Origin of the sequence: Mesorhizobium sp. CA6, assembly GCF_020165035.1 — a bacterium.
Classification (GTDB): Bacteria; Pseudomonadota; Alphaproteobacteria; order Rhizobiales; family Rhizobiaceae; genus Mesorhizobium.
Genome location: NZ_JAIUHI010000016.1, coordinates 26,616 through 46,837, shown reverse-complemented (window position 1 = coordinate 46,837; position 20,222 = coordinate 26,616). Strand labels below are relative to the sequence as shown.

Here is a 20,222-nt window from a genome sequence, read left to right as displayed (position 1 = left end):
GACGGCGCCTGGTCTAACCCGCCGGCACGTTCACCCGCGCAGTCAGAAAATCCGGCAGGTCGGCGACCGAGTCCAGAACGACGTCCGCCATCGGCGCCAGCGAGTCGCGCGTGCCGGTGCCGGAGAGCACCCCCACCGCCAGGCCGCAGCCGCCGGCGCGGGCCATTTCGAGATCGTGTCGGTTGTCGCCGACCATGGCGATCTCGCCGGGCCTCAACCCGGTCAGGTCGCAGAAAGCGACGACCGTGTCGGGCGCCGGCTTGGAGTTAGCAACGGCGTCATAGCCGAAGGCGGCATCGAAGAGCTGCGCGATGCCCAGCGTGGCCAGCGTCTTTTCGGCGCCGCTGGTCGAATCGTTGGTGGCGACGCCCATGCGATAGGATCGTTTGTGCAAGGCCCGCAACGAGTCGACGACGCCCGGCAGCGCGACCGCCATAGCCGAACCTTGCGCCGAGGTGATCTCGTTGAAGCGGGAAACGGCGTGCATCTGGTCCTCCTCGGACAGGCGCGGAAACCAGAGCTCGACGACGTCCATGTTCGAGCCGGAGGCGAAGATCGAATCCGGCTTGAAGCGTTTCGTGACGAAGTCGAAGCCGGCGGCGGCGAGCAACCGATCCGCCTTCCAGCGATCGCCCTCGGCGGCATCCATCGCCATGAAGTCGGCGACGCCGAGCCAGGTTGCGTTGAAGTCGACAAGCGTGCCGTCCTTGTCGAACAATATTCCCTTGATATCCGCCAATCCCGTTTACTCCGCGCCGCGCAATTGGTGGATATGTCCCACCAGCCCGGCAGTCGAGGCGTCGCGTTTTGCGGCAGTCTCCTTGCCTTCCACGACAGGCAGCAGGCCTGTCGCCAGTTCCTTGCCGAGCTCGACGCCCCATTGGTCGAAGGAATTGATATTGAACAGCGTGCCTTCGACGAAGACGCGGTGCTCGTAAAGCGCGATGAGCCGGCCGAGCGTGCGCGGGTCGAGCTTTCTGTAGAGAATGGTCAGCGAGGGGCGATCGCCCGAGAAGACGCGGTGCGGCGCGATGCGGTCGACGTCGGCCGGCTTCATGCCCTTGGCCAGCATCTGGGCGCGCGCCTCTCCCAGCGTGCGCCCCTTCATGAGGGCCTCCGACTGCGCCAGGCAGTTGGCGAGCAAAAGATCATGCTGGTGTTTCAATTCGGGCTCGTGACCGACGGCGGCGGCGAGGAATTCGACCGGGATAAAGTCGGTGCCCTGATGCAGGAGCTGGAAGAAGGCATGCTGGCCGTTGGTGCCGGGCTCGCCCCAGACCAGCGGGCCGGTCGGCGTGGCGACCGCAGTGCCGTCCAGCGTGACGCTCTTGCCGTTCGATTCCATGTCGAGCTGCTGCAGATAGGCCGGCAGGCGCGACAGGCGCTGGTCGTAAGGGATGACGGCGCGGGCCGGATATTTGCAGACGACGCGATGCCACCAGCCGATCAGCCCCAGAAGCACCGGAAGGTTCTTTTGCATCGGCGCCGAGCGGAAATGCTCGTCCATCTCATGCGCGCCGTCGAGGAAGGCGCGGAAATTGCGGGGGCCGACGGAAATCATCACCGGCAGGCCGATGGCGCTCCAGACCGAATAGCGGCCGCCGACCCAGTCCCAGAAGCCGAAGACACGGTCCTGCTCGATGCCGAACTTCGCCACCAGGTCGAGGGCGGTCGAGACGGCGGCGAAATGCTTGCCGACCGCTTCCTTGCCCAACGCCTTCTGAACCCAATCGCGCGCGGTCTGCGCATTCGTCATCGTCTCGACGGTGGTGAAGGTCTTGGAGGCAATGATGAACAGAGTGGTCTCGGCAGACAGACCCTTCAGCGTGTCGTGGATATGGGCGCCGTCGACATTGGAGACGTAATGCGCGCGCGGCCCGTCATGATAGGGCGCGAGCGCCAGCGTCACCATCGCCGGGCCGAGATCGGAGCCGCCGATGCCGATATTGACGATGTCGGTGATCTTCTTGCCGGTGGCGCCGGCCGCCTTGCCGGAGCGGATGGCGTCGGCGAAGGCGCCCATGGCGTCGAGCACGGCGATCACATCGGCCTTCGTGTCCTGGCCGTCGACGATCACGCTCTTGCCGGTCAGGTTGCGCAGCGCGGTGTGCAGCACGGCGCGGTTCTCGGTGATGTTGATCTTCTTGCCCTCGAACATGGCGGCGCGGCGCCCCGAGAGATCGGCGGCGGCGGCGAGCTTTTCCAGCATCGCCATCGTATTTGCGTCGACCGCGCATTTCGACCAGTCGAGCAGAAGGTCGCCATCGGTGACGGAGAATGCCTCGAAGCGCTTGGGATCGGCGGCGAAGGCCTCGCGCATTGTGCCCTTGGCCGCCGCACGCTGCTCACGCAGAGCGGTGACCTGCTTGTCGAAGGCTGACTGATCCACTGGCGGGCTCCTGGCGGGTTTTTAGACCATTTTAACAGGCCGGATGTTTCCGGCGCGTGTCGGCGCGTCATTCTATCGAGCCGATTTCCATTTCGTTCAAGCGCGGCTTTGCCGCACCGCATTCACGCTTTGATGAGGGGCGGTGTTGGATGGTGAGGTGCGGGAACTCGCGGCGGGGCGCTGGGCGGAGGGCGACGATGCTGTCGCATCGCGCCTTGGAACAGTGCCGCGACGATGCTGCGCATCGCGCTTGGATGCTGCGCATCGCGGGGGCGACGATGCTGCGCATCGCGCTTGATAGATCACTGGCATAAATCCCAGCGATCAGAAAAATTGATTGGCGCAACACCTTATGCCACCCATACACTCCACTGGTCCAGCCAAGTGAAAACAGCTGGCCGTCCGAGGAAGATTTCCCATGCCGCAGCGCAATGACACGGCCATATGGTCCGGCCTGTTCCGGATTTCGGCTGAATCCGGCCAAACCCTCCAGGCGCAGATCCGCCAGGCGATCGTCGCGGCCATTCTCGACCGACAGATCGCCGCCTCGATGCCGTTGCCGTCGTGCCGAATTCTTGCGGAAAAACTCGGGGTTGCCCGCGGCACAGTGGTGCTCGCCTTCCAGCAGCTGGTCGACCAGGGCTTCCTGGTGGCGCGCGAACGGCGCGGCCATTTCGTTAATCCGGACGTGCTGGCCACTCCCGCCAAGCCGCACCAGAAAGCGCCTGACCAGCAGAACGAGATCGACTGGAAGGCGCGCCGGCAGATCGCCGCGAGCGACATGCCGCCGCCGGCCAAGCACGACAACTGGATCAAGTCCTCCTATCCCTTCGTCTACGGCCAGTTCGATCCGGCGCTGTTTCCGACCGCCGAATGGCGCGAGTGCAACCGCATGGCGCTGGCGGTGCTCGAGATCCGCAACTGGGCGTCCGACATGGTGGATCGCGACGATCCGCTGCTGATCGAACAGATCCAGGCCAGGCTTCTGCCGCGGCGCGGTATCTTCGCCAATCCGGACGAGATCATCGTGACGCTGGGCGCGCAGAACGCGCTTTACATGCTTGCATCGCTGCTAATGACCAAGGGCTCGAAGGTGGCCATGGAAGACCCGGGCTATCCCGACGCCCGCTCGATCTTCCGGCTGGCCGGCGCCGATATCCAGCCGGTTCCGGTCGACCAGTCGGGCATCGTGACCTCGGCGATCCCCAGCGATTCCGGCTTCGTCTTCGTCACGCCCAGCCACCACTGCCCGACCATGGTGCCATTGTCGGCCGAGCGGCGGCAGGATCTCCTGGCGCGCGCCAACCGCAACAATCAGATCATCATCGAGGATGGCTATGACAGCCAGTTGCTCGACGAGGCGCCGCAGCAGGCGCTGAAGAGCCTCGATCGTTCCGGCCGCGTGATCTATGTCGGCTCGATGTCGAAGACGCTGGCTCCAGGTCTCAGGCTTGGCTACATCGTGGCCTCGGCCGGGCTGATCGCCGAGCTTCGCGCGCTGCGCCGCTTCATGCTCAGGCACCCGCCGGCGAACAACCAGCGCGCCGTTGCGCTGTTCCTGTCGCTCGGCCATCACGAGGCGCTGGTGCGCAGGCTTTCCACCGCCTTCGACGAACGGCGCAAGCGTCTGGTCCATGCGATTTCCGCCTTCTTGCCAGAGTGGAGTTCGACCGACTCGGCGGGCGGCACATCGCTGTGGCTGGAAGGGCCGCGCGGCACTGATTCACGCGGCCTTGCGGAAGCGGCCGCTTCGCGCAGCGTCATCATCGAACCCGGCGACCGGTTCTTCGATCGCAGCGAAAAGCCCTCTCGTTTCATGCGCTTGGGCATCTCCTCGATCTCGCTGCAGCATATCGAGCCGGGCATCCGCGAACTTGCCACCGCCGCCGGGCGCAGGCCCGCCGCCGCCTGATCGCCACGGACCTCCTGAAAAAGAGCCGGCACCGCGCCGGCTCTTTTTGTTTGGGCGCATGTTTGCCGCTTTAGCACTCTGGCATATTCGACGGGATTGCTTGGCCCATAGGCTGTGCCAATGCCGGCGGCATAGTCGGAGCCAGAAGGGGACGAGGCAGCCGATGGTGGACCAACCGCCGCGTTCGCCGCGCAGAAAAAGACAAAAGGTGGAGTGCTTCCATGTCAGTGGCTCTCGAGAAGCAGGAATCGTCGTCGGACCAGCGTTCGCGGCGTTCCGGCGGGCGCGAAGCGCGCCGCGCGATGCGGGCAGCGCCCTTGGCCGACGACATCCGTCCGGTGCGGCCGGGGCTTGAAGGCGGCAGCTATGGCCCATTGAGCCAGAACGACCGCGAACGCATCCACGAAGCGGTGCTGACCCTCCTGGAAACGGTCGGCTTCGCCAATGCCATCCCGTCCTGCATCGAGGCGCTGACCCGGGTCGGCGCCACCCATGGCGATGACGGCCGCGTTCGGCTGCCGCGCGCCTTGGTGCTGGACACGATCAAAAAGGCGGCGCGCAACTTCACCCTCCATGGCCAGGATCCGAAGCACGACATGCTGATCCAGGGCAAACGCGTGCATTACGGCACGGCGGGCGCGGCGGTGCATCTGGTCGATGTCGAGAAGCGCGAATATCGCGAATCGCTGCTGCAGGATCTCTACGACGCCGCCCGTCTCGTCGATGGGCTGGACAACATCCACTTCTTCCAGCGCACCATGGTGCCGCGCGACATTCCCGACCCGCTCGATATGGATTTCAACACGCTCTATGCCTGCGTGATGGGGACGTCCAAGCATGTCGGCACCTCGTTCACCGTGCGCGAGAACGTCAAGCCGGCGCTGGAAATGCTTTATGCGATCGCCGGCGGGGAGGAGAATTTCCGCGCGCGGCCCTTCGTGTCGAACTCGAACTGCTTCGTCGTGCCGCCGATGAAGTTCGCCGAGGACGCCTGCGGGGTGCTGGAGGCCTGCGTCGAAGGCGGCATTCCGATCCTGCTTCTGTCGGCCGGCCAGGCCGGCGCCACGGCACCTGCCGCCATTGCCGGCGCCGTCGTGCAGGCGGTGGCGGAAGTGCTGATGGGCCTGGTCTATGTCAATGCCGTCAAGCCTGGACACCCGGCGATCTTCGGCACATGGCCGTTCGTTTCCGACCTCAGGACCGGCGCCATGTCGGGCGGCTCGGCGGAGCAAGCAGTGCTGACCGCGGCCTGCGCGCAGATGGCGCAATATTACGACCTGCCCGGCGGCTCGGCCGCCGGCATGTCGGACTCGAAGCTGCCCGACATCCAGGCCGGCTACGAGAAGGGCATCACCAATGTCATGGCGGGCTTGTCCGGCCTGAACCTGGTCTATGAATCGGCCGGCATGCATGCCTCGCTGCTCGGCTTCTGCCTCGAAAGCCTGATCATCGACAACGACATGCTCGGACATTGCCTGCGCTGCGTGCGCGGCATCGAGGTGACCCACGATGCGCTGTCGATCGACACCATCACCGATGTCTGCCTCAAGGGCCCCGGCCATTATCTCGGCAACGATCAGACGCTGAAGCTGATGCAGACGGAATATTTCTATCCCGCCGTCGGCGACCGTTTCTCGCCCAAGGAATGGAACGAGAAGGGCCGGCCCGACATCCTGTCGCGGGCAATCGCGGAGAAGAAGCGCGTGCTTGCCGAGCGCTTCCCGCGCCACGTCTCGCGCCTGCTGGACGACAAATTGCGCGCCCGCTTCGGCGAGATGATCAAATTGCCGCGCAGCAAGATGGGCGGCTAATATTCAGGTGAGGCCGGCCTGCAAACGATGCCTTCCTGCGCTTCCGGCCTTCGCCGGCCGAAGCACTCATGGGCGGCGGCGCGGAAGTTAAGGCTACGGCCGGCGTAGGCCGGTTCTCGGAAGACACCGTTTTCGACTCGGCCTGACCTGAATATCAACGCATACTATCCAGCGGTTCATTCCACACTCAGTCCGTAGCGCTCGACTACCTCGGCGTTGATCAGCTTGGCGTGCAGCGTCATCAGCACGATCTGCGCGTCGAAACTGTCGCCGGTCTCCAGCGCCGCCTCGATGCGGCGCTCGACCTGCAATGTCGGCTCGCGGCCGTTGGCCTGCTCGAACACATGGCGTCCGGCGACGCAATAGCCGCAGAGCTGCGCCACGGATGCATAGGCGTCCCCCGGCGGCTCATCGGGCCAGCGGTCGTTCATCAGGTTGACGATGGTGAGTTTCACGCCCTCTGGTACCAGCGCCGGATGCAGGTCGGCCGCACGCAACGCGTCGTCGAGCTGGCGCAGATCGCCGGAGCGGCCGAACATGCCGAGAAAGCCGAGAGAAGAGCGCCGTTTTGCCACGATGATCTGTCCCTTCGTGAGCTGCCGAGGTCGAGCTTATCTGTGGGTTCCTTGGAGATGAAACAAGGGCAACAGAAAAGGGCGGCTCGCCGTCGGCAAGCCGCCCCTTTTGATCGGCCGAATAAATAGGCTTAGTGATTGTCGCGCGGCACGCCGCTGGTATGGGCGACATCCTGGTATTTCACCGCCGGTTTCAGCACCATGCCGGCCGAGAACTGGTCGACCATGCCGCGCTGGATCTCCTGCCAAGGCGTCTGGTGTTGGGGATAATGATAGCCGCCATTGGCCTGCAGCGCGGCGCGCCGCTTGGCGATCTCCTCGTCGCTGACGAGGATATTGGCCGTGGCCTTTTTCAGGTCGATGCGGACGCGGTCGCCGCTCTTGAGCAGCGCCAGCCCGCCGCCGATCGCGGCTTCAGGCGAGGCATTGAGGATCGACGGGGAGCCCGACGTGCCGGACTGGCGGCCGTCACCGATGCAGGCAAGGGCGTGAATGCCCTTCTTGATCAGGTAGGCAGGCGGCTGCATGTTGACCACCTCGGCGCCGCCCGGATAGCCGACCGGACCGGCGCCGCGCATGAACAGGATCGTGTGCTCGTCGATGCCCTGCGCCGGATCGTCGATGCGGGCGTGGTAATCCTCCGGCCCGTCGAAGACCATCGCGTTGCCCTCGAATGCCTCCGGGTCGTTCGGGTTGGAGAGGTAGCGCTCACGGAATTCGGGCGAGATGCCGCTGGTCTTCATGATGGCGGAATCGAACAGATTGCCCTTGAGGTTGATGAAGCCGGCATTGGCCTTGAGCGGCTTGTCGGCGCTGCGGATGACGTCGTAGTTCTCGTTGACGGCATCCCTGCAATTGTCGGCCATCGTCCTGCCGTTGGCGGTGATCGCACCGGGATGCGGCAGCAGCCCGGCCTTCATCAGTTCGGCGACGACCGCCGGCACGCCGCCGGCATGATGATAATCCTCGCCGAGATACTCGCCCGTCGGCTGCAGGTTGACCAGCAGCGGGATGTCGAGGCCGATCTTCTGCCAGTCGTCATTGTCGAGCGGCACGCCGAGATGGCGGGCGATGGCGTTGAGGTGGATCGGCGCGTTGGTGGAGCCGCCGATGGCCGAGTTGACGACGATGGCGTTCTCGAAGGCCTCCCGCGTCATGATGTCGGAGGGCTTCAGATCCTCATGCACCATGTCGACGATGCGCTTGCCCGTCTCGTAGGCGATCTGACCGCGCTCGCGGTACGGCGCGGGAATGGCGGCAGAGCCCGGCAGTTGCATGCCGAGCGCCTCGGCCAGCGAGTTCATCGTGGTAGCCGTGCCCATGGTGTTGCAATAGCCGGTCGACGGCGCCGAGGAGGCGACGATGTCCATGAACTCGTCATAGTCAATCTCGCCGGCAGACAGCCGCTGGCGCGATTCCCAGACGATGGTGCCCGAACCGGTGCGCTTGCCCTTGTGCCAGCCATTCAGCATCGGGCCGACCGAAAGCGCGATCGCCGGGATGTTGACGGTGGCCGCCGCCATCAGCAAGGCAGGCGTCGTCTTGTCGCAGCCGATGGTCAGCACCACGCCGTCGAGCGGATAGCCGTAGAGCACTTCGACCAGACTGAGATAGGCAAGGTTGCGGTCGAGCGCGGCCGTGGGGCGCTTGCCGGTCTCCTGGATCGGATGGCAGGGGAACTCGAATGGGATGCCGCCCATCGAGACGATGCCCTCGCGCACGCGCTTGGCAAGCTCGAGGTGATGCCGGTTGCAGGGCGAAAGGTCGGAACCGGTCTGCGCGATGCCGATCAGCGGCTTGCCCGACATCAGCTCGGCGCGAGTCAGGCCGTAATTGAGGTAGCGTTCGAGATAGAGCGCCGTCATGCCCGGATTGTCGGGATTGTCGAACCACTCCTGCGAGCGAAATTTCTTCTTCTTGGTGGGGGCGCCTGCCATGGTGGTCTCCGTATTTGTATGACAAATCGATAGGACAATGCGTCCATGCAGGCAAGAGGCAGGCGCAGCCGGAACCCGGACTTTGGTGCGATAGACTTGTTTCGGGCCGCGCGCTACGACCAACCGGCATCAGCAATGCGGGAGGTCTTGATGGCTTTGGTGATCGAAGGCGAGGAGCGGATCGCCGCACCCATCGGGAAAGTGTGGGAAGCCCTTAACGACCCGGAGATCCTGAAGGTGGCGATTCCCGGCTGCCAGAGTCTCGAGAAGAATTCGGACACCGCCATGGCTGCGACCGTGGTGCTCAAGATCGGCCCCATCAAGGCGACCTTCAACGGCGAAGTCACGCTGAAAAACCTCAAGCCACCGCATTCCTACACCATCCAGGGCGAAGGCAAGGGCGGCGTTGCCGGTTTCGCCAAGGGCGGCGCCGACGTGACGCTGACCGCCGACGGGGCGGACTCGACAGTGCTCAAATACGCCGCCAAGGCCGAGGTCGGCGGCAAGATCGCGCAACTCGGCAGCCGGCTGATCCAATCGACATCGAAGAAATTGGCAGGGCAGTTCTTCTCGACGTTTGGCGAGAAGGTCGGCGCCTGACCCTCAAAGGAAAGGGCGTTATTCGAACACGATGCTTGGCACGGCGGCTTCGGCGGCGCCGCGCTCTTCCTGGACCCTTTCCCAGACCTTGCTGGCGATATCGCGGTAGATCTTTGCTTCCGCGCCCTCCGGCTTGGAGGCGACGACCGGCGCGCCGGCATCCGAGCTTTCGCGGATGCCCATCTCAAGCGGCACCTCACCAAGGAAGGTGACGCCGAGGCGCTCGGCCTCGCGGCGCGCGCCGCCATGGCCGAAAATGTCGTAGCGCTTGCCGGTGTCGGGAGCGAGGAAGTAGCTCATATTCTCGACGATGCCGAGCAGCGGCACGTCGACCTTCTTGAACATGTTGAGGCCCTTGCGGGCGTCGATCAGCGCCAGATCCTGCGGCGTCGAGACGATGACGGCGCCGGCGAGCGGCACCTGCTGGGCCATGGTGAGTTGGGCATCGCCGGTGCCGGGCGGCATGTCGACCACCAGCACGTCGAGCGGACCCCATTCGACCTCGCGCAGCATTTGCGTCAGCGCCGACATCACCATCGGGCCGCGCCAGATCATCGGCGTCTCCTCATCGACGAGGAAGCCCATCGACATCACCTTGAGGCCGTAATTCTGCATCGGCTTCAGCACCTTGCCGTCGACGGTCTGCGGCCGGCCGTGGATGTTGAGCAGCCTGGGCATGGAAGGGCCGTAGATATCGGCATCGAGCACGCCGACCTTCAGCCCGTTGGCGGCAAGGCCGAGCGCCAGGTTGACGGCGGTCGTCGACTTGCCGACGCCGCCCTTGCCGGAGGCGACGGCGATGATGGCGTCGATGCCGGGCACGCCGCGCCTGCCATGGCGCTGCGAGGCGGGCGCATGCGGCGCGGGGCGCTGCGGCGCCGGCTGCGGAGTCGGCCGCTGCGGTACAGCCTGCGAAGGTTGACGCGGCGGAACCGGCGCTTCCATGCCGCCGCCCTTCTTCTCCGCCGTCAGCGCGACGACCGCGCTGGCGACGCCGGGGATAGCCTTCACCGCGCGCTCGGCGGCGGCACGCAACGGCTCCAGCTCCTGGGCGCGGGCGGCGGGCACGGTGATCGAGAAGAAGACCTTGGAATCGGCGATGAAAATCTCGGAGACCATGCCGAGATCGACGATGTTGCCGGTGAAGTCCGGCCCGTTCACCGTCTTCAGGCGCTCGATGACGGATTCCTTGGTAACGGTCATGATCTTTCCTCGGCGTTTGGCGTTCCAGATAGTGCAGTTTGCCGGCGGAACCAAGCCGTGGCGCAACGGCTCGCCCGGCGTGCCCCGGAAAGCGACGGATGGTGTCGGATTTGGCCACGGCCGCGGCGCAGGTTCGGGCCCGGTCATAGCCAAACGGTGCGCCCGCACTATCTCCATCGCCATCACGACAGCCGGGGAAGGAAGACGGTCATGCTTGAAAACAGCAATGTGACAGCCAATCTCGCGGTGAAGGACATCGCCAAGGCAAGGGCGTTCTACGAGGGCACGCTGGGCCTCAACCAAGTGGACGACATGGATGGCGAGCTGATCGTCTACAAAAGCGGTGACACGCTCCTCAATGTCTATCGCTCGCAATTCGCCGGCACCAACAAGGCGACGGCCGCAACCTGGGCGGTAGGCGACCGCATCGAGCCGATCGTCAAATCGCTGCGGTCGAAGGGCATCACCTTCGAGCACTATGATATGCCCGGCCTGTCGCTTGAAGGCGACATCCATGTCGGCTCGGGCATGAAGGTGGCCTGGTTCAAGGATCCCGACGGCAACATCCTGAACCTGGTGGGCAAATAGCGCCCACTCTCAGGCGGAGCCGGAACCCGTCATCCGGCCAGCCTTGTGGCGAGATAGGTCAACGCCGAAATCGCCGCCGTCGCCGGCAAGGTGATCACCCAGGCGACGACGATGTTGCCGGCGATGCCCCAGCGCACGGCGGAGACGCGGCGGGCGGCACCCACGCCGATGATGGCGCCTGTGATGGTATGCGTCGTCGAAACCGGGACACCGAGCCAGGTGGCGGCGAAGAGCGTAATGGCGCCCCCGCTCTCGGCGCAAAAACCCTGCATCGGGTTCAGCCGCGTGATCTTCGATCCCATGGTGTGGACGATGCGCCAGCCGCCGAGCAGCGTGCCCAACGCCAGTGCCGACTGGCAGGTGAGCACCACCCACAGCGGCACATGGAAAGTCGGGCCGAGCGCGCCTTGCGAAAAGAGCAGCACGGCGATGATGCCCATGGTCTTCTGCGCGTCGTTGCCGCCGTGTCCCAGCGAATAGAGCGAGGCGGAAAAGAACTGCAGCACGCGAAAGCTGTTGTCGACCGCAAATGGCGTCTGCCGCACGAACAGCCATGAGACGATGAGTATCAGGACGAGCGCCAGCACGAATCCCGTCGCGGGTGAGAGCACGATGGCCGCGACAGTCTTGCCGAGCCCCGACCAGACGATGGCGCCCAGGCCTGCCTTGGCGACCCCGGCGCCGACCAGCCCGCCGATCAGCGCGTGCGAGCTGCTCGACGGAATGCCGGCGACCCAGGTGACGATATTCCAGACGATGGCGCCGACGAGTGCGGCAAAAATCACCGCCGGCGTGACGATGCTGGCGTCGATGATGCCTTTTCCCACCGTCTCGGCGACATGCAGGCCGAAGAACAGGAAGGCGATGAAATTGAAGAAAGCCGCCCACAGCACCGCGTAATGCGGCCTGAGCACCCGGGTGGAGACGATGGTCGCGATCGAGTTGGCGGCATCGTGCAGGCCGTTGAGGAAATCGAAGAACAGCGCCACGGCAACGAGGCCGACCAGCAGGGGAAAGGCGATCGTGGCGTCCATCGCCTAAACGTTCTCGATGACGATGCCGCTGATCTCGTTGGCGACATCCTCGAAACGGTCGACCACCTTCTCCAGCTGGCCATAAATCTCCGAACCGATCAGATAGGCCATGGCGTCGCTGCGGCCGTGACGCTTGAACAGATCCTTGAGGCCATGCTCGTGCAGATCGTCGGCGCGGCCCTCGACGCGCATGACCTCCTCGGCGATGGCGTTGAGGCGCGCTGCGTTGGCGCCGACCTTGCCGAGCAGCGGGATCGCCTCGGCGACCAACCGGGCGGCCTGGACGATGACGCCGCCCATTTCCCGCATCAGCGGATCGAATTCCCTCACTTCGAACAGTTTCACCGTCTTGACGGTCTTGTGCATCATGTCGATGGCGTCATCCATCGACTGGATCAGATCCTTGATGTCGCCGCGGTCGAAGGGCGTGATGAAGGAGCGCCTGACGGCAAGCAGGACCTCGGCGGTGATGCCGTCAGCCTCGTTTTCGAAATCGATGATCTTTTGGCACCAACGGTCGATATCCTTGCCCTGGAGAAGCTGCTCAAGGGCTTCGGCGCCGCCGACCACGGTGCGCGAATGCCGCTCGAACAGGTCGAAGAAGCGATCCTCGCGCGGCAACAGCTTGCGAAACCAACCCAGCATGTCGTCCCTCCCTGCTTCCACCTATCTCACATAACGCCACGCGCAGCGCGGGAAAACAGATAGCCGGCTCAAAAATGTGGACGAGGCCGATTGCGCATGCGTCTTGCGAAGCAGGGCGATTTCCCCGACCTTGGGCAAACCGCGGCGGATCGGACGGCATGATCGACAAACTGGAATTCTTCATCGCTCTCGCCAAGGAGGAGCATTTCGGCCGGGCCGCGGAAGTGTGCGGCGTCACCCAACCGACCTTATCGGCCGGCATCAAGCAGCTCGAGGAACAGCTCGGCGTCATGCTGGTGCTGCGCGGCTCGCGCTTCCAGGGGCTGACGCCGGAGGGCACGCAGGTGCTGGGCTGGGCGCGCCGCATCGTCGGCGACTCCCGCACGATGCGCGAGGAGATGCGGGCGGCGCGCCACGGCCTGTCCGGGCGCATCCGCATCGCCGCGATCCCGACGGCGCTCGCCATGGTGGCGCGGCTGACGACGCCATTCCGCGAAAAGCATCCGGGCGTCACCTTCTCGGTGCTGTCGCGAACATCCATCGAAGTGCTGTCGCTGCTCGGCAATTTCGACGTCGATGCCGGCATCACCTATCTCGACAACGAGCCGCTCGGGCGCGTGACCAGCGTGCCGCTCTATGACGAGCGCTATCAGCTGATCACCGCGGTCGGGAACCCCTATTCCGACCGCGACAAAGTGTCGTGGGCCGAGATCAGCCAGCTGCCGCTCTGCCTGCTGACGCCGGATATGCAGAACCGGCGCATCATCGACCAGCATCTGGCGGAAGCCGGCGTGCAGGTGCGGCCGACGCTGGAATCGAATTCGATGATCGTGCTGTTCTCGCATATCCGCACAGGCAAATGGTCATCGATCATGCCGCTCAACCTTGCGGAAACGTTCGGCTTTTCCGAGCCCATCCGGGCCATCCCGATCGTCGAGCCGGACGCCAGCCACACGGTCGGTCTGGTGGCGGCGCCGCGCGAGCCGCACACGCCCCTGGTGCAGGCGCTTCTGGGAGAGGCGATGGCGCTGGCGGACGATTTCCGCGCCCACCGCTAGGTTAGACAATGCGAGCCGCCGGATCTTGATAGAAAATTTCTATCAAGCGACGAAAGCGCTTTATTGATTTCGGAGGTTTCCTCTGATTTCGTAAGGACTTAGCGATATTGCGCCCTATGCATGTCGTTGCCCCGAAACCGCTCTATATTCCGGGGTGACATACATTGGCCGCCACGACCAGGGAGGGCGCTGCGTGAGCATGCAGGCCGCAAGTACCGAGATCGCGTCGCGCACGGCGGCGATCATTGACGAGATGAAAGGCCTCGAAGGCCCGTTGCTGCCGATCCTGCACAGCATACAGGAAGAGTTCGGGCATGTTCCGAAAGACGCGCTGCCGGTGATCGCCGATGGGCTGAACCTATCGCGGGCCGAGGTGCACGGCGTGGTCAGCTTCTATCACGATTTCCGCGCCAAGCCCGCCGGACGGCACGTGCTGAAGCTCTGCCAGGCCGAAGCCTGCCAGTCGATGGGTTCGGACGCCGTCGCGGCCAAGATCAAGCAGTTGCTGGGCATCGATTTCCACGAGACCACGCGCGACGGATCGGTTACACTGGAGCCGGTCTATTGCCTCGGGCTTTGCGCCTGCTCGCCGTCGGCGATGCTCGACGGCGAAGTCATCGGCCGGCTCGATGACGAGAAGATCGAAGAGATCGTCGCGGAGGTACGTTCATGATCCCGCGCATCTATGTCCCGGCAGATTCCGGCGCGCTGGCGCTTGGTGCAGAAAAGGTCGCCAAAGCGATCGAGAAGGAGCTCAAGGAGCGCGGCGTCGAAGCCAAGATCGTGCGCAACGGCTCGCGCGGCGCCTATTTCCTGGAGCCGATGGTCGAGGTGGCGACGGCTGAGGGCCGCGTCGCCTACGGGCCGGTCAAGCCGTCCGACGTCAAGAGCCTGTTCGACAGCGGCTTCCTCAAGGGCGGCCATCACAAGCGCTGGCTGGGCTCCCCCGACAAGATCCCCTTCTTCGCCAAGCAGACGCGGCTGACCTTCGCGCGCTGCGGCATCATCGATCCGCTGTCACTCGACAGCTACAAATCGCATGGCGGCCTGAACGGCCTGCAGAATGCAGTGGCGATGGCGCCCGCGGACATCGTGAAACAGGTGACCGAATCCGGCCTGCGCGGCCGCGGCGGCGCCGGCTTCCCGACCGGCATCAAGTGGAAGACGGTGCTGGATACGGCGGGCGAGCAGAAATACATCGTCTGCAACGCCGACGAAGGCGACAGCGCCACTTTCGCCGACCGCATGATCATGGAAGGCGATCCCTTCGTGCTGATCGAGGGCATGGCGATCGCCGGCATCGCCACCGGCGCGACCAAGGGCTTCGTCTATATCCGCTCGGAATATCCGCATGCAGTGGCGACGATGAACAAGGCCGTCGCTATCGCCCGCAGGGCGGGCGTGCTGGGCGTCAACGTGCTGGGCTCACCCAACGCCTTCGACATGGAAATCCGCGTCGGCGCCGGCGCCTATGTCTGCGGCGAGGAAACCTCGTTGCTCAACAGCCTCGAGGGCAAGCGCGGCGTGGTGCGCGCAAAGCCGCCGCTGCCCGCGATCCAAGGCTTGTTCGGCAAGCCGACGGTGATCAACAACGTGATCAGCCTGGCCTCGGTGCCTGTCATCATGGACAAGGGCGCTGCCTACTACAAGGATTTCGGCATGGGCCGCTCGCGCGGCACGATCCCGATCCAGATCGCCGGCAACGTCAAACATGGCGGCCTGTTCGAGACGGCTTTCGGCCTGACGCTGGGCGAGATCGTCGACGACATCGGCGGCGGCACGTCCACTGGGCGTCCGGTGAAGGCGGTGCAGGTCGGCGGTCCGCTCGGCGCCTATTTCCCGCGCGCTTTGTTCGACACGCCGTTCGACTACGAGGAATTCGCCAAGCGCGACGGGCTGATCGGCCATGCCGGCATCACCGTGTTCGACGACACCGCCGACATGCTGAAGCAGGCGCGCTTCGCCATGGAGTTCTGCGCCATCGAAAGCTGCGGCAAGTGCACGCCCTGCCGTATCGGCTCGACGCGCGGCGTGGAGGTTCTGGACAAGGTCGCCGCCGGCATCGAGGCGGAGAAGAACCTCGCGCTGGTCACCGACCTCTGCAACACGATGAAGTTCGGATCGCTTTGCGCCCTGGGCGGCTTCACGCCCTACCCGGTGATGAGCTCGATCACGCATTTCCCCGAGGATTTCAAGCCCGCGCCGGCACGCGTGGCTGCTGAATAGGAGCTGGCAGATGAACATCAAGGCCGACTTCCCGACACTCATCGAAGAGATCGACTACGGCACGCCGGAGTCGAAAGCTACGAAGCAGGTGACCCTGACAGTCGACGGGCAAAGCATCACCGTGCCGGAAGGCACCTCGATCATGCGCGCGGCCATGGAAGGCGGCGTCGAGATCCCGAAGCTCTGCGCCACCGACATGCTGGACTCTTTCGGTTCCTGCCGCGTCTGCCTGGTCGAGATCGAAGGGCGCGGCGGCACGCCGGCTTCCTGCACGACGCCAGTCGGCGAAGGCATGGTGGTGCGCACGCAGTCCGACCGGCTCGACGCCATCCGCCGCGGCGTCATGGAACTCTATGTCTCCGACCACCCGATGGGCTGGAACGAAAAGGCCGGAACCGGCGCCAGCGAGTTCGACGCGGTGGCGAAGTCGGTCGGCCTCACCGAGAACCGCTACGGCGTCGAGGGCCGCAACCACGTCAAGCAAGAAGGCGGCGTCGCGCCCGGCCATGGCTCGCTGGCGGTCGACTACATCGCCCGCGACGAATCCAATCCTTATTTCACCTATGATCCGGCACAGTGCATCGTCTGCTCGCGCTGCGTGCGCGCCTGCGAGGAGGTGCAGGGCACCTTCGCGCTGACCATCGAGGGCCGCGGCTTCGAATCGCGCATGGTCGCCGGCATGCATGAGGACTTCATCGCGTCGGAATGCGTGTCCTGCGGCGCCTGCGTGCAGGCCTGCCCGACCGACGCGCTGCGCGAGAAGACCGTGCTCGAGAAGGGCATGCCGGAGCGCTCGGCCGTCACCACCTGCGCCTATTGCGGCGTCGGCTGCTCGTTCAAGGCCGAGGTCAAGGATGACGAGGTCATCCGCATGATGCCCTACAAGGACGGCAAGGCCAACCACGGCCATAGCTGCGTCAAGGGCCGTTTCGCCTATGGCTACGCCACCCACGAGGACCGCATCCTGTCGCCGATGATCCGCGAGAAGATCTCCGATCCGTGGCGCGAAGTGACCTGGGAAGAGGCGATCGCCCATACGGCGAAGGAATTCCGCCGCATCCAGTACCAGTATGGACGCACGGCGATCGGCGGCATCACGTCCTCGCGCTGCACGAATGAGGAGACCTATCTCGTCCAGAAGCTGGTACGGCAGGGCTTCCGCAACAACAATGTCGACACCTGCGCGCGCGTCTGCCACTCGCCGACCGGCTACGGGCTCGGCCAGACCTACGGCACCTCGGCCGGCACGCAGGATTTCGATTCGGTCGAGTTCACCGATGTCGCAGTCATCATCGGCGCCAATCCGGCTTCGGCCCATCCCGTCTTCGCATCGCGGCTGAAGAAGCGGCTGCGCCAGGGCGCCAAGCTGATCGTGCTCGATCCGCGCCGCACCGAGATGGTCAAGTCGGCGCATATCGAAGCCGACTACCACCTGCCCTTGAAGCCTGGCACCAACGTGGCGGTGCTGACGGCGTTGGCACATGTCATCGTCACCGAAGGCCTGTTCGACGAGGCGTTCATCCGCGAGCGCTGCGACTGGGCCGAGTTCCAGGACTGGGCGTCCTTCGTCACCCTGCCGGAGAACAGCCCTGAGGTGGTCGGCAAGCTCTCGGGCGTCGATCCGGAACTGATCCGGGGTGCCGCGCGCATGTATGCCAAGGGCGGCAATGGCGCGATCTACTACGGCCTCGGCGTGACGGAGCACAGCCAGGGCTCCACCACGGTGATCGCCATCGCCAACCTCGCCATGGCCACGGGCAATATCGGCCGTCCGGGCGTCGGTGTGAACCCGCTGCGCGGCCAAAACAACGTGCAGGGCTCCTGCGACATGGGCTCGTTCCCGCATGAATTGCCGGGCTACCGCCACATCTCGGGCGAAGCGGTGCGCGACATCTATGAGAGCCTATGGGGCGTGAAGCTGGACGACGAGCCGGGCCTGCGCATCCCCAACATGCTGGACGCCGCCGTCGACGGTTCGTTCAAGGGCATCTACATCCAGGGCGAGGACATCCTGCAGTCCGATCCGGACACCAAGCATGTCGCCGGCGGCCTCGCCGCGATGGAATGCGTGGTCGTGCACGACCTCTTCCTCAACGAGACGGCGAACTACGCGCATGTCTTCCTGCCGGGCTCGACCTTCCTCGAGAAGGACGGCACCTTCACCAATGCCGAGCGCCGCATCAACATGGTGCGCAAGGTCATTGAGCCGAAGGCGCGCTATGCCGACTGGGAAGCGACGCAGGAGCTTGCCCGCGCCATCGGGCTCGACTGGAACTATACCCATCCCTCGCAGATCATGGACGAGATCGCCCAGACGACACCGAGCTTCGCCGGTGTTTCGTTCGAGCTGCTCGACCGCGTTGGCTCGGTGCAGTGGCCATGTAACGAGAAGGCGCCGCTCGGCACGCCGATCATGCATGTCGACGGTTTCGTGCGCGGCAAGGGCAAGTTCATCCGCACCGAATATGTGGCGACGGACGAGCGGACCGGTCCGCGCTATCCGCTGCTGCTGACCACCGGCCGTATCCTGTCGCAATACAATGTCGGCGCGCAGACAAGGCGCACCGAAAACGTCACGTGGCATGCCGAGGACGGGCTGGAGATCCATCCGCACGACGCCGAAGTCCGCGGCCTCCGCGACGGCGACTGGGTGCGGCTGGCGAGCCGCTCCGGCGAAACCACGCTGCGCGCGCTGATCACCGACCGCGTCTCGCCCGGTGTCGTCTACACGACCTTCCACCACCCGGACACGCAGGCCAACGTGATCACGACCGACTTCTCGGACTGGGCAACCAATTGTCCGGAATACAAGGTCACCGCCGTGCAGGTGGCGCCGTCCAACGGTCCGACCGACTGGCAGAAGGACTATAACGAGCAGGCCAAGCAGAGCCGGCGCATCGCCCCGCTGCAGGCGGCGGAGTAGGTGTGTCGAGGCAAGAGCTTCAATCTTGACGGCTGATCGACCCTCACTCCATCGAGCTTCGCTCGACACCTCTCCCCCGATCGACGGGGGAGAGGAAATGCGCGAGTTGCTGCGAAGGGTGGGCGGTGCAGGGAGGCGCGCCTCGTGACGAAAGAACGTCCGGCCATTTCCCAGATCTCTCGCCTCGCGCATCGCGCCGGCGGCACCGCGGCCGCGAACCGCATGGTGCCTGAAGAGACGCCGGTGGCGTTCTCCTATGCCGGCACCACGCATGCGGTGATGATGGCGAGCCCCGCCGATTTCGAGGATTTCGCGCTCGGCTTCTCGCTGACCGAAGGCATCATTGCCGGCCCGGCAGAGATCGAGGCGATCGAGGTCGAGGATCTCGGCGCCGGCATCGACATCCAGATACGGCTCAAGGACAAGGCCAACACGCGCTTCCAGGCACGGCGGCGCAGGCTGGCCGGACCGGTCGGCTGCGGCTTGTGCGGCATCGAATCCATCGAGGAGGCGATGCGCTCGGTCGACGCCGTTGGTGCATCGCGACTTACGCTTCAATCTGAAGATATAACAAGCGCCGTCCGCCTGCTGTCGAAGCAGCAGCCGCTGCACAAAGACACCGGCGCAGTGCATGCCGCCGGTTTCTACGTTCCCGGCAAGGGCATCGTCATGGCGCGGGAGGATGTCGGCCGCCACAACGCGCTGGACAAGCTGGCCGGCGCGCTGGCCAGGGCCGGCATCGACGGCGCTTCGGGCGCCGTCGTGGTGACCTCGCGCGTGTCGGTGGAGATGGTGCAGAAGTCGGCCGCCATCGGCGCCGCGATCATCATGGCGGTTTCGGCGCCGACCGCGCTTGCCATTCGCACGGCCGAGGCTGCCGGCATGACGCTGGTGGCGCTGGTTCGCGGCGACGATTTCGATATTTTCACCCACCCTGAACGGGTGGCTTCCGGAGTTGCCAAGCATGTCGCATGACGAAGACCACATCGCCAGCACCAGGGAGAAGCTGGTGCGCATGGCCAACCAGATCGCCGCCTTCTTCCATTCGAAACCGCGCGAGGAAGGCATTGCCGGCGTTGCCGAGCACATCAACAAGTTCTGGGAGCCGCGGATGCGGCGCCAGTTCTTCGAGATGCTCGACGCCGGTACCGAGAATTTCGACGAGCTCGTGGTCGCTGCCTCGGCCAAGATCAAGCGGCCGATCAGTCCCGCGGAGGCCGACATGAAGCTTGGTCTTACGGCGTTCCCGGCAGATGTCGCCGCTTCGCAAAAATAGCGTAGCGACCGGGCGGTCTTATATTTCTTTCTGCTAAAATTTAAG

The 20,222-nt window shown here is 64.7% G+C and carries 17 protein-coding genes; 10 read left to right on the top strand and 7 right to left on the bottom strand.

Annotation, left to right across the window (positions count from 1 at the left end; all coding sequences use genetic code 11):
• Positions 1-13: 13 nt before the first annotated feature.
• Entirely contained in the window at positions 14-739 is a 726-nt protein-coding gene (locus tag LB526_RS22760) for an HAD family hydrolase (RefSeq protein WP_095766047.1), read from the bottom strand.
• 6 nt (positions 740-745) lie between these two features.
• Positions 746-2,389, bottom strand: coding sequence for a glucose-6-phosphate isomerase (gene pgi / locus LB526_RS22755; protein WP_224629907.1), 1,644 nt, complete (start codon positions 2,387-2,389; stop codon positions 746-748).
• 418 nt (positions 2,390-2,807) lie between these two features.
• Here pgi and LB526_RS22750 point away from each other — a divergent pair, with 418 nt between their 5' ends.
• On the top strand, positions 2,808-4,301 hold the full coding sequence (locus tag LB526_RS22750; protein WP_224629906.1) for a PLP-dependent aminotransferase family protein: 1,494 nt from the start codon (positions 2,808-2,810) through the stop codon (positions 4,299-4,301).
• A gap of 221 nt (positions 4,302-4,522) precedes the next feature.
• A complete protein-coding gene (locus LB526_RS22745; protein WP_224629905.1) occupies positions 4,523-6,112 on the top strand; it encodes a trimethylamine methyltransferase family protein in 1,590 nt (529 codons plus the stop codon).
• A 176-nt stretch (positions 6,113-6,288) separates the two neighbouring features.
• On the opposite strand, the gene LB526_RS22740 is transcribed toward LB526_RS22745, so the two are convergent.
• Complete coding sequence (locus tag LB526_RS22740; protein ID WP_224629904.1) at positions 6,289-6,687, bottom strand: hypothetical protein; 399 nt, start codon at positions 6,685-6,687, stop codon at positions 6,289-6,291.
• 131 nt (positions 6,688-6,818) lie between these two features.
• Positions 6,819-8,624 (bottom strand): IlvD/Edd family dehydratase, encoded by a 1,806-nt coding sequence (locus LB526_RS22735; RefSeq protein ID WP_224629903.1) that lies wholly within the window; start codon positions 8,622-8,624, stop codon positions 6,819-6,821.
• Positions 8,625-8,774: 150 nt separating this feature from the next.
• Here LB526_RS22735 and LB526_RS22730 point away from each other — a divergent pair, with 150 nt between their 5' ends.
• A complete protein-coding gene (locus tag LB526_RS22730; RefSeq protein WP_224603147.1) occupies positions 8,775-9,224 on the top strand; it encodes an SRPBCC family protein in 450 nt (149 codons plus the stop codon).
• A gap of 18 nt (positions 9,225-9,242) precedes the next feature.
• Here LB526_RS22730 and LB526_RS22725 read toward each other — a convergent pair whose 3' ends face one another.
• Complete coding sequence (locus LB526_RS22725) at positions 9,243-10,430, bottom strand: Mrp/NBP35 family ATP-binding protein (protein ID WP_224629956.1); 1,188 nt, start codon at positions 10,428-10,430, stop codon at positions 9,243-9,245.
• A 207-nt stretch (positions 10,431-10,637) separates the two neighbouring features.
• On the opposite strand from LB526_RS22725, the gene LB526_RS22720 reads away from it, so the two are divergent.
• Positions 10,638-11,015 (top strand): VOC family protein, encoded by a 378-nt coding sequence (locus LB526_RS22720; RefSeq protein ID WP_095766054.1) that lies wholly within the window; start codon positions 10,638-10,640, stop codon positions 11,013-11,015.
• Between the two features lie 29 nt (positions 11,016-11,044).
• Here LB526_RS22720 and LB526_RS22715 read toward each other — a convergent pair whose 3' ends face one another.
• Complete coding sequence (locus LB526_RS22715; RefSeq protein WP_095766055.1) at positions 11,045-12,049, bottom strand: inorganic phosphate transporter; 1,005 nt, start codon at positions 12,047-12,049, stop codon at positions 11,045-11,047.
• Positions 12,050-12,052: 3 nt separating this feature from the next.
• A complete protein-coding gene (locus LB526_RS22710) occupies positions 12,053-12,694 on the bottom strand; it encodes a DUF47 domain-containing protein (RefSeq protein ID WP_224629902.1) in 642 nt (213 codons plus the stop codon).
• 158 nt (positions 12,695-12,852) lie between these two features.
• Between LB526_RS22710 and LB526_RS22705 the strand changes: the two genes are divergently transcribed.
• The 6 genes from LB526_RS22705 (at position 12,853) to LB526_RS22680 (ending at position 20,177) form a co-directional block, all read left to right on the top strand.
• Complete coding sequence (locus LB526_RS22705) at positions 12,853-13,752, top strand: LysR family transcriptional regulator (protein ID WP_095766056.1); 900 nt, start codon at positions 12,853-12,855, stop codon at positions 13,750-13,752.
• Positions 13,753-13,945: 193 nt separating this feature from the next.
• The gene (locus LB526_RS22700; RefSeq protein WP_095766057.1) at positions 13,946-14,425 is read left to right on the top strand and encodes a formate dehydrogenase subunit gamma; all 480 of its coding nucleotides are present in this window, start codon (positions 13,946-13,948) and stop codon (positions 14,423-14,425) included.
• A complete protein-coding gene (locus LB526_RS22695; protein WP_224629901.1) occupies positions 14,422-15,978 on the top strand; it encodes a formate dehydrogenase beta subunit in 1,557 nt (518 codons plus the stop codon). Before LB526_RS22700 ends, LB526_RS22695 begins: the two co-directional genes overlap by 4 nt.
• Positions 15,979-15,988: 10 nt before the next feature.
• Entirely contained in the window at positions 15,989-18,901 is a 2,913-nt protein-coding gene (fdhF, locus tag LB526_RS22690; RefSeq protein ID WP_224629900.1) for a formate dehydrogenase subunit alpha, read from the top strand.
• Between the two features lie 144 nt (positions 18,902-19,045).
• Complete coding sequence (gene fdhD, locus LB526_RS22685; RefSeq protein ID WP_224629899.1) at positions 19,046-19,876, top strand: formate dehydrogenase accessory sulfurtransferase FdhD; 831 nt, start codon at positions 19,046-19,048, stop codon at positions 19,874-19,876.
• Positions 19,866-20,177, top strand: coding sequence for a formate dehydrogenase subunit delta (locus LB526_RS22680; protein ID WP_224629898.1), 312 nt, complete (start codon positions 19,866-19,868; stop codon positions 20,175-20,177). Before fdhD ends, LB526_RS22680 begins: the two co-directional genes overlap by 11 nt.
• Positions 20,178-20,222: the final 45 nt, after the last annotated feature.

Coding starts and splice junctions, on each gene's coding strand:
- LB526_RS22730 (WP_224603147.1), top strand. CDS start 8,775: ATGGCTTTGGTGATCGAAGGCGAGGAGCGGATCGCCGCACCCATCGGG.
- LB526_RS22745 (WP_224629905.1), top strand. CDS start 4,523: ATGTCAGTGGCTCTCGAGAAGCAGGAATCGTCGTCGGACCAGCGTTCG.
- LB526_RS22695 (WP_224629901.1), top strand. CDS start 14,422: ATGATCCCGCGCATCTATGTCCCGGCAGATTCCGGCGCGCTGGCGCTT.
- LB526_RS22710 (WP_224629902.1), bottom strand. CDS start 12,694: ATGCTGGGTTGGTTTCGCAAGCTGTTGCCGCGCGAGGATCGCTTCTTC.
- LB526_RS22750 (WP_224629906.1), top strand. CDS start 2,808: ATGCCGCAGCGCAATGACACGGCCATATGGTCCGGCCTGTTCCGGATT.
- LB526_RS22735 (WP_224629903.1), bottom strand. CDS start 8,624: ATGGCAGGCGCCCCCACCAAGAAGAAGAAATTTCGCTCGCAGGAGTGG.
- LB526_RS22720 (WP_095766054.1), top strand. CDS start 10,638: ATGCTTGAAAACAGCAATGTGACAGCCAATCTCGCGGTGAAGGACATC.
- LB526_RS22715 (WP_095766055.1), bottom strand. CDS start 12,049: ATGGACGCCACGATCGCCTTTCCCCTGCTGGTCGGCCTCGTTGCCGTG.
- LB526_RS22680 (WP_224629898.1), top strand. CDS start 19,866: ATGTCGCATGACGAAGACCACATCGCCAGCACCAGGGAGAAGCTGGTG.
- fdhF (WP_224629900.1), top strand. CDS start 15,989: ATGAACATCAAGGCCGACTTCCCGACACTCATCGAAGAGATCGACTAC.
- LB526_RS22705 (WP_095766056.1), top strand. CDS start 12,853: ATGATCGACAAACTGGAATTCTTCATCGCTCTCGCCAAGGAGGAGCAT.